This is a genomic window from Pseudomonas sp. NUPR-002 (genome assembly GCF_056322725.1).
In genome coordinates, this window is the sequence record NZ_CM150476.1 from 4,199,353 (window position 1) to 4,212,657 (window position 13,305).

Sequence of the window (13,305 nt, forward strand, 5' to 3'; positions counted from 1 at the left end):
GCGCCCAACCCAAAGCGTCAGGTCCTGATGCTTCCATCCTAGACAGATCCGGTTTCAAGCGAAGCCAGCTACCCTCACTAGAGGGACGCGCACTTGTAGCGAGACCACTGTTGGCACCCCAGATGAGCCAGCATCAGTAAACACAGTTATAGCGCCACTTGCCGAAATGTTAACGAGCATGGTCTTTCCGGTTGCATCAGGCATTGATCTGTATTGTCTACCCAGAAGATTGCCAGGGATTCCTGGGACTGTAGCCACCAGGGTTCCAGACACAACCGGATTTATGTTGAGGAGCAGGTCCATGCCTTTGGCATAGAAGCGATATTTGCTGATGCCGGCGTAAGTCAGGGTCTGGTTACTAGCGGCCGACAGGTTTAGCGGGCGCCATCGCGCATTGTTGGTCACGTTGTCAAGCTTACTAGCTTTTACTCCGAGCGTTTCTCCGATGGCTGCAGCCACGGTCCTATGACCGATGCTTTGACTCAGGTGCACGTCGTCGTAGGTAAAGTTGATCGTTGTCGTGATGTAGGCGGCAGGCTGTACCGTTCCGTTTATATGCAGCATGTTGGGGAATGGGATGTAGGTTGAGTTCGGAACATTGAGCGCCAGGCGCATCAGCTCTTGCCGTATAGCGTTGTTGTCGGCGTTGATGAACAGGAAGTCCGGGATGATCAGCCGCGTGCCGTACTGGTTTGCATACTGGATTAGCCAGTCGATGCGCTGCTTGTAGTCGAGCAGAGCGGCACCGCTAGCGCTCCTGTCATTTGCTGCGAGCGCCCAAATCAGCGCTCGGCAGCCGCGGCACATTTCCTTGATGACGTTTTCTGCGACGTAACGCCCTGCGCGCCCGTCGCGACTGAAGTTGTTCAGTTGGAATTCAAGGCCTGTCGAATCGTTCAGGTAGGAAATGCCTGTGATGCGGACGGTGCCACTGATAACACGGACGCGATAGTTTGTGTTACCAGCTGCAAGTGGTGAGCATGCATAGGTGCTCGACACCTCAAGTCCGACACCTATGCCGGTAGTGGTAATGGTGTCAACAATGGTTGCGCCGCCGTTGATTGAGATCTCAAACGACCCAGTTACACTGCCGTCATACCAAATTTTAAAGTGAGAAGACTCTACGCTTTGGTTGAATCCAAGCGTGGCGTTAGCTTGAGTTGACTCTCTTGCATACCCTGCCGGCGTATGCCCGGCCGCTGCGTCAAACAGCTCGGTCCAGGTTCCGGTCATGCTAACCGTATGTATTTCAGTACCTGTCCCGTTGGTGGTGTAAGGAGTAACAAATCCGTAGGAAAAGATCCCGTACTTCTCGTTCAGAGCATTCCCCAGGATTCGAACCCAAGCATTTTCTGGGATGGAGTTTCCAAAGGTTGTACCAGCCCCCGCTCCAAATGCGATCGAATCACCGAGAATGTTGACCTTATGCCCTTTTATCGCGCCGCTGTTGGCAAGCCAGCTATTGATCTCGTTTAGCGTGCTGTAACGTTCGTAATTTGCTTCTCGAATTGCGCGCCCAATGGTTGAACCAGCGAACTGGCCAAGCTGGGAATGAACCAACAGGTCAGATGAAGACGGCGATTCAACCACAGCCTGCAGACTTTTTACTTTTCCCCCAACGGTGTTTGGAGCATATGCGTTGGCATCTCCATAACCAATTAGGCCTGCGCCACTGGTGGCAGACCCAGAGCCGGACATGCCTTGAACCGTTCGGGTGATTCCATTCGGATCGATGTAAAGAACATTCGAGGCCAGATTAATTGGACCGGTTCCGGCGCCGATCAACGAACCCACATACACTTCCATGTGCTGCTTGGTTACAGCGTCCTGTTGCTCGGACGGATCGGCAACATTGGCGATGCGACGACCTTCCGCATCGTAGTAATTCTTGCCGACTGGCCGGAGCAGTGCACGCTTCAGGATCGAAAACCCTTGTTGGATCAACATCGTCAAGCGGTCAAAGACGTTTTCGTGGGTCTCCGCGAAGTACCGTCCTTGGTTTCGCAGGTCCGTTGGCTGCACTGCATCCATGACCCTGGAGATCGTCAAGCTTGCGCCTGGCGTAGCAAGGAATCCTGCTGCATATGCCGATGTCAGGGTGCCGCCACTTTGGCTGCCCTCGCCGGCCAGTGCGTACTGAGTTCCCTGCATGAGGGTTTCCGATGAACCATCCTGCTTTACCAAGACAGCTTCAATGTCAGAGTTCTGCAGGAACCGGTAGGGAATTGGGAAGGCCGGGCCGCCGGAGATGTACGTCACAACGTTATCGGTCGTCGATACGGTCAATTTTCTGTGCTCCAGAAATGCGAAAGCCCCGCACTTGGCGGGGCTCTCTGGCTTGCTGATGGATTACTGCAGGGCTTGTTTTGTGCCTTCGCTGGCGAAATTTGGCGAACTGGGATTGCGCTGGAAGTTAGCTTGCGTCTAGCCTTCGACCAAAGTTCGCAGCCTAGTCACAAGGAAACTCACATGAAGGTAGTTATCACCGCAGCGGCACTGGCTATGATTAGCGGCTGCGTGAGCGATCAGGCCACCGTTAATGAGCTGGTCAGGTACGAAGGCCTGCCGCTAGACCAGTTCGTTATTGCGAACAGCGCACCGACCAACAGCTACAAACTTGCCGATGGCAACACCATCAATTACTGGTCCAGTTCGAGAAACGTGTATGTGCCTGGCTCGGCAGCCACGACATTCAGCGGCAATCAGGCCTACACCCAGCAACTCAGCGGTGGCGACATAAACACGGAGTGCCAACTGGACCTGCTCACCGACACTCAAGGAATCATCCAAAAAGTTACGATGCGAAAGAACACAATTGGGTACTGGACTAGCTCGGCATGCCATGAGTACGTTCGATACCCCAGCGATACCTGATTAATGTCCAGCGGCAGCCCCTAAGTCTGGCGACCTGGCTGGGCTCATTTCCCCTGGCTCCCACCAATAGCCTTGGCCGAACTCACGCTGTGCACGGCGCTGCATGCGGTTCAGGTACCCCGGCGAGAAGTATTCCTGCAGCTGGTGGAAGATCATGTGATCGGTGGCCGCCTTGGTGTACCAGAGGTTCGCCCCAGGCAGGTGGCCTTTGCCGAGTTGGATCAGGCGAGCGCCGATCACATCAGCGTCGCGATCTCCCAAAGCTGCATCGGCAGTAATCCCACGCAGGTTTAGGAGCGTTTCAAGGTCGCCGGCCAGTGGGCCGCCAAATGCCGCAAGCGCCGAAGTCCCGCCTTGCGTGGTGTTGGAGAAGAGGAAGTCGCCGTACAGCGAAAGCGCGCCCCCCTTGAGCATCGAGGCCAGCCCGAAGCGCAAACCTGGCACACCGCCCAGTTCGTCGTCCAGCATGTTCTTGGGGTCGCGACCCGATGCGATCTCGTTGACTTGGGTAGCAATGGCGCCAAGTACTGTTGCGGTGGCGAACAGAGCTGCACCGTACCCAGCCTTGCCCCACCCAGTTTCCTGAGACATTGCACGCCGCCAATGCTTCATGATCATCGACACCGGGAACGACTTGAACTGCCAGAAGCTTCGCATGATTTCGCCGCTCCAGGTGCCACGCTGGTTGTTGCCGTGCATGAAAGCTCGCTCACGGGCGCCAGGCGCCGGGATCGCCATGTTTGTTTCGTCCAGCACCATTCCCAGTAGGCGGGTGGCGGCCTGCTCCCGCAGGCGCGTAGGCGAAACCCCAGCCTGCTTAGCCAGTGGCGTCAGGTCGGCATCTGAAATGCCGTAGATGCTTCCCGGGGTCAGCACCTGGTCACCCGCGCCGCGCCAGTCTTCCGGCTTGGCCAGGCGCCATACCGACCAATCCTGATCAGTGATGCCGCGCTGTTGCATCAGCTTGCGGTCGCCCTCTTCCAGGGCTGCCATGGAATCGAACCGGCGCGTGAGGTCGCCAGTGACATCCATCATGGTGGCCCCGAAGGCCCGGCGGTTGCCGGCGTCGATGGCATTCATGCCGGAGAGCTGCATGACCTTGGTGGCGGCAGCTTGCGACCACTTTGCAGCGCGGCCTGCAATCTCTGCATCGGTGCCAAGCCCTTCCTCACCCCAGCGCGCCAAGCTGCCGATCAGTTGATCGATGCCCAGGCCGGCGCGCATGGCCAGGCGCCGGTGGCTGGCGTTGGCCGGGTTGAGCATGCGCAGCTCGTTACCCAGCACCTTCATTACGGGCATGCCGTTCATCTTGGCAACCAGCGCCAGCGTCCCCTGGTCGCTGAGCCCGGTGATCACTGCCGAACCCAGCTTGCCCGCCACGTTGGTGGCGCGGTAGGTGTCGAAGGCGCTGGCCAGCGCGGCCGATGCCGGTGGCTCACGGGTACCAGCCACCTCGGTATACAGCTGCTCCAGGCGCTTCACGCGCTTATCGATCTTGGCCTTTTCCTCGGGCTTGGCCTGAGTCATCTGCTTGGCGGCCGTATCGGTGTGGTACCGCATGGCGTGGTTGGGGTTTGGCCCCATTGCCTCGATCAGCGCGATGTCGCGGGCGGCTCGGTCGATGTGCCCGAACATCAGGTCCATCAGGCCTTTGTCACCGTACTTGGCCTGGGCCGCAAGGTAGGCGTCGGCATCGCGGTAATGGATCTGGCGCGACTCGCTGCCGCGATTGGCGCGGGCGCCGTTGCCCATGGCCCGGCCAGGCTCCAGCTTGTTCACGCCACCGGTGGCCACCGTCTCCCAGGCGTTGGTGAAGAAGTCAGCCAGCTCGGCGTCGTTCATCCGGGTGCCATCGGCCTTGAAGTACTTGGATCGGTTCGCCCACTGCACATGGTCGGCAATCCACTGATCTTTGGCCCTGGCCACTTTCAGTTGGCTGTGGCTGCGTGGGATCGCCCAGTCATCGAGGTAGCCGACATCGCCGCCGGCGCGGTTGAAGCGCTCACGCAGGCGATTGGCAACATCGGCGAATTGCTTGGCCCCGACCTTCGCCTCTGGCACACCGCTGTCCTGGCCGTGCAGTTCCTGCACCAGGGCCCGGGCCTTTGCCTCGTCCGCGAAGAGACCGAGGAGCTTGCCACGCGTCATATCGATGGCTTCGAGCATGGATGACATGGCTTCATCCCGGATCGCGCGGCTGGACGACTCGATCGACATGATGCCGGGATAGTCCGAGGCGAAGGCCAGCAGGCGATCCAGGCCCTTGAGGGGATCATCGGGGAACTGGGCCATGACGTTCTGCACCCGGTCATGCGCCAGGATGGTCAGCGCAACCCGCTGCTTCTTCTTGGCGGCCTCGGCCTGCAGCTCCTTGGCAGCGGCATTGGCGGCTTCAGTCAGCCGATCCGACGAAGTCTTCATCTGCCAAGCCTGCGGGTCTGCCTGGGCAAGTTGGCGCATGTTGCGGCTGATTCGGCCTTCAATGTCCTTGATTTGTTCCTGGGTGAGTGAACGGCCGATGGCCTGCTGAACCGCCTGGATACATTGCTGTTTCATCAGTTACCGAACCTCAGCGCGCACAGGGCGGCAGCAAGGAAGCCTTTGGAGTCGTTGGCAGCCTGGGCGATTTCGGCGTCAGCCTCGGCCAGGAGTTCACGAGCGGAGACGGTCACCGGTGTGCCGTCCTCGTTGATGGCGCCAGTAGGCACCTGCAGGTCACGTTCGCCCGCGGCTACTGCGTCGAGCAGCGCCGGCAATGCTGGGTCGATTCCGTCAATGGGAGTCGAACCAGGGAGGCCTGCAACGCTTTCCGCTGCCGGCGTTACGCTTTCGGCGCCAGGTGTTTCGGCTTGGGCCGATACTGTTTCAGGTGCTGTGGGAGCGGAACCACTGGTTTCAGCCTGCTGATTGGCCTGCGGCCCCCGTGGTTGCTGGACTTCACCTGTGGGAGCGGAATCGCTTACTGGCGTGCGCGGCTCGACTGCTGGCGCGGGCTCTTCGATCAGCTGGCCGCTCTCGCGCAGCATGCGCTGGATGTCCTCGGCTGCCAGGCGGTTTAGGGCCATGCCGTGATCCGGTGCCACGCTGCTGGCCAGGGCGGAGCGCTTGAAGGCGCTGCCGATCTGCTCGGCGCGTTGATCCACCTGTTTTTGCAGTCGTGCCGGGGTTTCGCCTCGATCCATGGCGGCCAGCTCGGACCGGGCGCGCTCGGCGGCACGGTTGCCTTCCAGCTGCTGATTCAACTCATCGATGCGAGCTTGGGTATAAACACGCTGCTCGTCGATGGCCTGCCGCTGCTGGGCAATACTGTCACGGGCCGCCCGCTCGGCCTGCTTGCGGGTCATGCGCTGCTGCTGGAATTCCTTGGCAGCCTGCCGGTAGGTGTTGCCAGCTGCTTCGTGCGCCTGGTCCAGTTCGTTAAGGCTGCGGCGTAGGCCGGTCACTTCGGCACGAATGTCGCGGACGTTGGGTAGGCCTACTGCCGCCACTGGCTCAAGCTCGGCCCTGGCAGTGGCGAACACCTCTTGCTGCGCCTGATCACGCACCACCGCTTCCTCGGGGCCGACGCGGTTGGAGCGGATGAAAGCGGTATCGTCCATGAGGCCGGTGACGTTGACCGGTTCGCCACGGCTCATCTGCTCGAGCGCAAGGTCCAGGGCATTCTGGTGTGCAGCGCTCGACCGGGCGTTGACCGGCGCCCCAGGTGCCGTACCGTGCTGGGCGTGCAGCCCATTGTTGCCAGCCAAGGCGGCGTCGACGGTTTCAGGTGATGCTGCTGGAGCGCCCGACATGGCCCGGCCAAGCCCCCAGAAAGCGCCACCGAGCAGGCCGTCGATAGCCATGGCCTGGGCATCCAGCGCCCTATACTGCTGGGCCTGCTGGGTGTAGCCGTTGCTCTCCAGCACCTGGCCAACACCCCCGCGAGCCACGGCACCAAGCGCAACGTTGGCGCCAGCCGTTGCGGCAAGGTCTGCAACCGGCTGGGCCAGCAGGCGGGCCGCCGGCAGGAATGCACCGGCAGCCAAGGTACCGCCCTCGATCGCGCCTGCAAGCGCCGCGGTCTTGGGATCTACGCCCTCCCCACGCAACTCACTGAAACGCTGCTCACCCATGGAGAGGCCTACGCCGCCGGCGGCAACCGGCAGGCCGCCAGAAGCAGCGCCGAACGCGAAGCGGGTACCGACATCGCCAAGACCGAAGAGGATCTGCGCGGCTGTGCCGTTGGTTTGGGCGTCCGGGCGCAGGCGCTCGGTCACCGCCAGGCGCTGCTGGCCAATGGCGGCGCGCCTTGCGATCTCTTCTTCATCGGTTGGCACTTCGAACAGGATGGCCTGGTCCGGGTCGTTGCCGTATTGGGCCGCCTGCAGGGCCAACTGGGTGGCGCCCTGAGCGATACCGCTGAATAGAGCGGTACCAGATCCATCCCAGAACTTCGGCTCCGGCGGGGTCAAAGCAGGATTGGCCAGCGCATCCTGCTCCAGGGCCAGCTGATCGTTGAACGATAGGTCGGTGACAAAGCTCACTGGCCACCCCCATTCACGTTGAGCATCAGCGGTTTTCCATCGACGCCGTACTTGTACTGGTTACCCTGCATTACGTAGTAGACGCCGTCACGGGCCTGGCGCAGGGTCAGCGCGCTTGCCGTTGCCAGGTCCTGATCGCTCATGCCCTGGGCCTTCATCGTTTGCACAAGTGCTTGCTGGGCTGCGTTTTTAAAGGTGTCGCCCGGCATCCCCCATGGCGCCACCGTGGACGAACCGTTGAAGTCAACAACGTCACCCACGGTGGCCTTGATGGCCCTCTTCATCAGCGCGTTATTCACCTCGCCCGATACGTCACCCGCTTCGGCCGCAGCCCCGGTGTAATAGGACTTCACGGCCTGTGCGGCCAGAGAGTACGACTGCGGTTGACCGGCAAACACAGTGCCAAGCTGCTTGCCCAGTGCCAGATCGAAGTCGGCCTGCTTTGGGATCGGAAACTTGCCGCCGCCGTCTTGGCCTTTCTGAGCCTTGGACTTGTTCAGGATCGATTCGCCCAAGACCATGGTCTTGGCCACGTCGCCACTGCTCACCACCTCATCGGGGCGGAACCAGTGCGTTCCGGTGGTCAGCGAGCGCTGCTTTCCGGCCAGGACACCGCTTAGCGCCCGAACGGGAGAATCAGGCGCGATCTGCTGCATAGCGCCGACGTATGCCTGGTCATCGCCCATGGCTGCATGCAGCTTCCCAAATAGCTGGGACTGCTGATCAGGGCTCATCTGCTCAAGCTGGGCTGATAGCGCCTTGGCTTCCTGGGGGAGAAGCGGTTTCAGCGCAACAGTTGGCCCGAATTGCTTCCGCATACCCTGAATTGCCGAGACACGATCCGACAGAACGGCTGGCAGGGCCTCAGAATTCAGATCAAGAGGCTCGATGTTTGCGCCAAGCTTCTGCTGGTAGTAGTCCAACGGGGCTTCGGCCATCATCTTTGCGTTGTTTTCAACAGCGCGCTGCAGCCTGTTCAGGTTGCTGGCCTGGGCAACGGTGCCACCATTATTCTGCAGATCGGCTTGTAGTTTGTTGACGTAGGCGGCCTGCTGGTCGATAGGCTGCCGAAGAACCTGCTGAGTCGCCACTTCCTGCTTGCGGAGCTCGTTGAACTCTGCAGCAGCCGGCGTGCCCTGCACCTGCCGCCCCCAGTTGGACCACGTCTCATCGGTGGCCGGAATGCCGCTGGCGATTTGGGTATTGATCTTGCCCAGGACCCGGTCGCCGCGAGCTTCCGCGCGCAGTTGCGCCATTTCAGCCTTCTGCTGCAGGCGCTCGACTTTGCCGTCAATGGAGCTGCCGATCTGGGTCAGGTCGTCGGCCGTAAGGTACTGCTGATACTGCTTGAGCGCTGCCTGCGCCTTGTACGGGTCTTGGGCCGCCTGCCGACGAAGGATGTCGGTGTACATGTTGCTGCTTGCCTTCTGGCGATTCGCGGCCAGCAGTTCTGGCGACCAGCCATTGCGCCGCCCTTGCAGCTCAAGGATTCCGTCGATCTTCAGCCGTGACTGGTCGATAGCAGCCGGATCGTTGAACTTCAGGGCTGCATCGTTCTGCGCGGTCGCAATGGCGCCAGCGTCTACGCCGTTCTTGTAGACCTGCTGCTCCTGAAACTCGTGCGAAGACCAACGGTTTTCAAGCTGGCTGCGCTGGCCGGCCAGGATGCGGCCAGCGATCTGGCGCTGCTTAGGCGTGCTCGCATTGTCCAGCACGCCTTGGGCATAGGTGTCCCATTCCTTCAGGCCAGCGGCAGTGCTGCCGAGCGCGTTGCCGCCCTTCTTGGCGAGAATGCCAGTATCAGGGTTAAAGGTGAGCGCGTTGGCTTGCTGCGTGGCTTTGCTGTCGGTATCGATGGCAAATGTCTGTTCGGCCTCCTGAACCTCGCGGCGGTACACGTCATCCAGGTTTGCGGCCAGGCTCGATACGCCACGAGCCAGGCCTGATGCATCGACAGATGCCTCAGTCACGCGCGGCGCTGCAGCAACCTCTGGCGCCACCCGGCGCAGCTGAGTCGGTGGAATTCGGACTGCCATGCTAGTTACCTGCTGTACATGTTGTAGGCCTGACCGCCGCCGGACAGCAGCGAGCCGAAGGCGTTAAGGCGGCGGGTGCGGAAGTCTGCCTTCGCCTGCTTGATGCCCTCGTTGCCCTGATCGACAAGCCCCATGGCTTGATTGAAGGCGTTGCGGCGTAGTTGGTCTGCGTCCTGGCGCGCAAGATCAATGGTGTCCTGCTCAACCCTACCAGCAGTGCCCTCACCCACGACCACTCCATTGGCGGCGTATCCGGTGCGCTGACTGGCGGCAGTTTGCCTGCCCTGCTCGTTTGCCAAGTCTGCGGCGAAATCTCCTTGCGCGATCACGTCGCGCGCCTGATCGTCCAAGTAGCGCTGCTGACGATTGGCGGCGCGAACGCCCTCTTTCCCCTGCTGGATCTGCGAATAGGCATTCAGCAGGCCGCCACCTGCCGCCAGGCCTGCGCCTGCTGCTGCACCCATCAGAACCCCCTCAATGTCATTGGATGGAACAACTCGCCACTGGCCCCGTAGGGGATGGCGTCGTGCATTTCGAAGCCGAGCCAGCGAAGCCAGCGCAGGGCCTTGGCATAGCGAGCGTCGGTGTAATTGATCAGCACCTGGTGGCGCTTGCGCATCTGTGCGACCTCGCGGTCACATGCCACCAGGAATGCGCGTCGATACTTGGCGATCTCGGTGGTGCTGATGAGCCACGGCACACCGACCCGGTCGTCGTGCTTGATTTCACCGAAGATCGCCACCACACGGCCACCCATAACGAAAGCCTGGGCCTTCTCGCTGATACCCAGCGAGTGGCGCAGCTCCTGCTCGACGGTAAGCCCGCGCAGGCATTCGAACTCGCGGCGGTCTTCCTGCCGCGCATTGGCCACGGCCTGGGCAATCAGATATTCATCCACCGGCATGAACATTCGGCATGATCCCCAGAATGGTCAGTGGAAGCGGGTCACTCTGGCGGATCACCACGCGGCCGTTGTTGTTCCAGTTGGCCGGAATCACCATTTCTGCGCGTCCAGTCAACAGCTCAATGGACTCGCCATAGTTCTCTGTGGAGCGCTGCTTGTATTCTTTTAGGTGGTCGAGATCAGGACCAGCGAAGATGCCCCGGCTTTCCTGGCAAAGCACAGTCAGTTGATTGACGCGCTTCTGGTTAGCCAAGAAGGCCTGCTGGCTGGAAAGAGTAATGTCCAGTGTTTCGAAGTCAGCCGTGATCTGAAGGCCGACATGCACCACCAATGCCGGGCCGTCCAACGTGACAGCTCCGCCGGTGACAACCATCTGAGGCGCAACGTTACCGTCTCCTAGCGCGCTGACGGTCTTGCCTTCGAGGTGGGCAAGGCCAGAAATGGTGGTTGCCGCAATTCCCCAGCGGGTCGCGCTCACCCCGCGCAAACTCTCTGGAACCAAGGTCTGCGGCTCGACGGTAACGGCAGTTGGTGACGTGTAGCCAGTGATCTTGACGGTCAACAGATCACCGATTGATTTCTCAGTGCCGCCGCCGTACATGACCACGCTACGGCCTATCATGCCGACATCAAACGTTGCTGCACTCGTGGATAGAGTCAGTGGGTTCGGGTATTTCCAGTCTGTTCCACCCGTCAAAACAGCTGTTCCGGTGCGACGACCATCATAGGTCAGGCCGCAGTCCACGAAGAATGCCCGGTCAAACCAGTAGTCACCGCTGCCTGATTTTTTGAGCTGTCGGCTCTGCAGGCGCTCGATGTAGCGTTTCGTGACGCCATTGATGGATCGCTTGACGATCAGGTAGACGGCGTCCTCATCGTCTTCTGGGACGCTTGCCACCGACTCGACCTGACCATCGGTGTCATGCCAGTGCCAGGCGTAGACCTGCTGATCTGGCAGGAAGGTGAAACCCAACAGCATCCCGTCGTTGCGGACCATCCACAGAATACCGTTTGGCGCCAGGCTGAATGCCATATCGCGGACGGTGTAGCCGCGCAGCAGGTGCGATGACAGAACGCTCACATCTTGCGGCTGGAAGCCGTCAGCCACGTAGTTGAATGCCAGGGTCGAGAGCTTCCCACCGCGAGCCTGAACATAGAGCGCGGTGTTCGCGTAGATCGCTGGAGTCACGTTGCTCGAGCCGAAGTAACTCTGCTCAATGGCTGAAATATTGTCCTTGGTCACGCCGGAGTCGGTACCGCCAGAAATGGCGATTTCTGCGCCAGAGGTCATTGCCAGCAGATCACGCAGCGACACCAGGTGCCTGATCTGATTGACCTGTTCACTGGCAATGATGAACTCGATGCCGTCGTCGTCCTTGGCTGGATCGGAGTAGCCGAAGTTATGGAAGTCACCGGTGCGGCTCATCCATACGGTCTGCGGGTTGTTCTTGCTGGCAGCGAGCACCATGCGCTGCTGGAAGAAGCCGACCACCGAAGGGTTGTTTCCACCGGTAAACGGGTTGTACCCGATCGGTACCGTGTTGTCGGTTTCCGGGGTGATGTTGATGTCGTTGAATGTGGTGCCGACTGACTGTCCGATGAAGCCGAACACCCCGGAAGACTTGTTCTTGTACACGTTGTAGTGGTCTGCCCCAGAAACTGCAGTCCAGCTCAGGGTTGCGCCTGGCTTGTTGTCCCAGCTGTTGACTGTCGCGGTATTACTGGCCCAGGACTCGACCGAGCCCGTGGATATGCTACTGACCGCCGTTACCTTGTACTGGTATTCGGTCGTGTCGCCGGTGCCCCCAGATCGCGGCGAGGCAGCAAGTCCAGCTGGCGCTGCAATGCCGGGCTCGAAGGTAATTGCCGTCAGCGTCCAGTTTGTCGGCGCCAGTCGTGCCAGCTCACGCGGGGGGTGATCCTGATGAACGATGGTCATCACGTCGGCCGACTGGGTGAACTTCAAATCGAACAACTGAGCAGAGGTGTACGGAGATGCGATCTCATAAGGCAGGCCGCCACTGATTACCTGGCCGCCCATGCTGATGAAGCGAATATACAGGTCGCCGAACTCCAGAATGTACGTCTGCTCGGTCGAGAACTGGAACGGGATCAGGCGTGCAGTGCTGGCACTGTTCTTGGTTTCTGCGATGAATTTTGTTCCTGCGCGGTTCTGCGCCCCACCCTCAGGAAGAACCTGGTAGTTGCGGCAGGTCTTGAGCGCCGTGTAGTAACGCCCAAGATCAACCCGGGCATAGGTTGCAGGGGAAACTTCACCAGCGCTGAACGACGGCTGAATGAGATCGGTCATGCGCCGCGCCCCGTGATAAACACCGATTCACGCGGATAGGTCGCAACCCCTTCATTCAGCGCTGCTGCAGCCGCCGCCAAGATCTCGGCCTTGTACATGCCCGCGCATTTCTCAACGATGGCATCGCTCTTGGACAGCGGCGCTGCAACCTGCGCAGCCAGGTACCACGACAGAGCCGAGACGAAGATCGGATCAAACATCTCAGGCGACTCGACCTTGACGGTGTACTCAATGGTTGCCGGCGAAACGCTTGTACTGATCAGGCGCTGACTGCCGCCGTTGATGATGCGGAACTTGATGTTCCGAATTTCGGGTAGCGGCGATTGCGGATCACAAGGCCATACCCCCTGTTGCCACGCGGTATTCACGATGCGGCGCACACGGATGCAGTCATTCGGCACCGCATACGCATAGGAAAATTCTGGGTTGGGATTGGTTTCAACTTCGGCCAGCTGCGCAAACGCAGTGGCAAAGCCCCAGTCGCAATCGGCGCGCAGCACATAATCGCGGCAGTTCTCGTAGAACTGGCCCAGCACCTCGGCCTCGACGCTTGCCTCAGACAGGTCATCGATGCGCGTGCTGTTCCCGATCCGGTACAGCGCCATGTTGCAAATGCCGATTACGGAGCTCATGAGGTCATCCCAGAAAAGAAAAAGG

The 13,305-nt window shown here is 60.2% G+C and carries 9 protein-coding genes; 1 reads left to right on the forward strand and 8 read right to left on the reverse strand.

Annotation, left to right across the window (positions count from 1 at the left end; translation table 11 throughout):
* Positions 1 to 54: 54 nt before the first annotated feature.
* Positions 55 to 2,286, reverse strand: a complete 2,232-nt coding sequence (locus ACVWSC_RS19115) for a hypothetical protein (RefSeq protein WP_442108687.1) — start codon at positions 2,284 to 2,286, stop codon at positions 55 to 57.
* Between the two features lie 183 nt (positions 2,287 to 2,469).
* Here ACVWSC_RS19115 and ACVWSC_RS19120 point away from each other — a divergent pair, with 183 nt between their 5' ends.
* The gene (locus ACVWSC_RS19120) at positions 2,470 to 2,874 is read left to right on the forward strand and encodes a hypothetical protein (RefSeq protein ID WP_442108688.1); all 405 of its coding nucleotides are present in this window, start codon (positions 2,470 to 2,472) and stop codon (positions 2,872 to 2,874) included.
* Here the strand turns inward: ACVWSC_RS19120 and ACVWSC_RS19125 are convergent, their stop codons facing one another.
* Genes ACVWSC_RS19125 through ACVWSC_RS19155 form a run of 7 tightly spaced genes read right to left on the reverse strand, consistent with a single transcriptional unit; the run spans position 2,875 to position 13,280 of the window.
* Positions 2,875 to 5,430 carry a hypothetical protein gene (locus ACVWSC_RS19125; RefSeq protein WP_442108689.1) on the reverse strand — a complete coding sequence of 852 codons (2,556 nt, stop codon included), beginning with the start codon at positions 5,428 to 5,430 and terminating at the stop codon, positions 2,875 to 2,877.
* Positions 5,430 to 7,397, reverse strand: coding sequence for a hypothetical protein (locus ACVWSC_RS19130; RefSeq protein WP_442108690.1), 1,968 nt, complete (start codon positions 7,395 to 7,397; stop codon positions 5,430 to 5,432). Before ACVWSC_RS19130 ends, ACVWSC_RS19125 begins: the two co-directional genes overlap by 1 nt.
* Entirely contained in the window at positions 7,394 to 9,397 is a 2,004-nt protein-coding gene (locus ACVWSC_RS19135) for a hypothetical protein (RefSeq protein ID WP_442108691.1), read from the reverse strand. The genes ACVWSC_RS19130 and ACVWSC_RS19135 overlap by 4 nt, the downstream gene beginning before the upstream one ends.
* Positions 9,398 to 9,438: 41 nt before the next feature.
* Positions 9,439 to 9,897 carry a hypothetical protein gene (locus ACVWSC_RS19140; RefSeq protein ID WP_442108692.1) on the reverse strand — a complete coding sequence of 153 codons (459 nt, stop codon included), beginning with the start codon at positions 9,895 to 9,897 and terminating at the stop codon, positions 9,439 to 9,441.
* The gene (locus ACVWSC_RS19145) at positions 9,897 to 10,343 is read right to left on the reverse strand and encodes a hypothetical protein (protein ID WP_442108693.1); all 447 of its coding nucleotides are present in this window, start codon (positions 10,341 to 10,343) and stop codon (positions 9,897 to 9,899) included. The genes ACVWSC_RS19140 and ACVWSC_RS19145 overlap by 1 nt, the downstream gene beginning before the upstream one ends.
* Positions 10,324 to 12,648 (reverse strand): phage tail protein, encoded by a 2,325-nt coding sequence (locus ACVWSC_RS19150; protein ID WP_442108694.1) that lies wholly within the window; start codon positions 12,646 to 12,648, stop codon positions 10,324 to 10,326. Before ACVWSC_RS19150 ends, ACVWSC_RS19145 begins: the two co-directional genes overlap by 20 nt.
* A complete protein-coding gene (locus tag ACVWSC_RS19155) occupies positions 12,645 to 13,280 on the reverse strand; it encodes a phage connector family protein (RefSeq protein ID WP_442108695.1) in 636 nt (211 codons plus the stop codon). The genes ACVWSC_RS19150 and ACVWSC_RS19155 overlap by 4 nt, the downstream gene beginning before the upstream one ends.
* Positions 13,281 to 13,305: the final 25 nt, after the last annotated feature.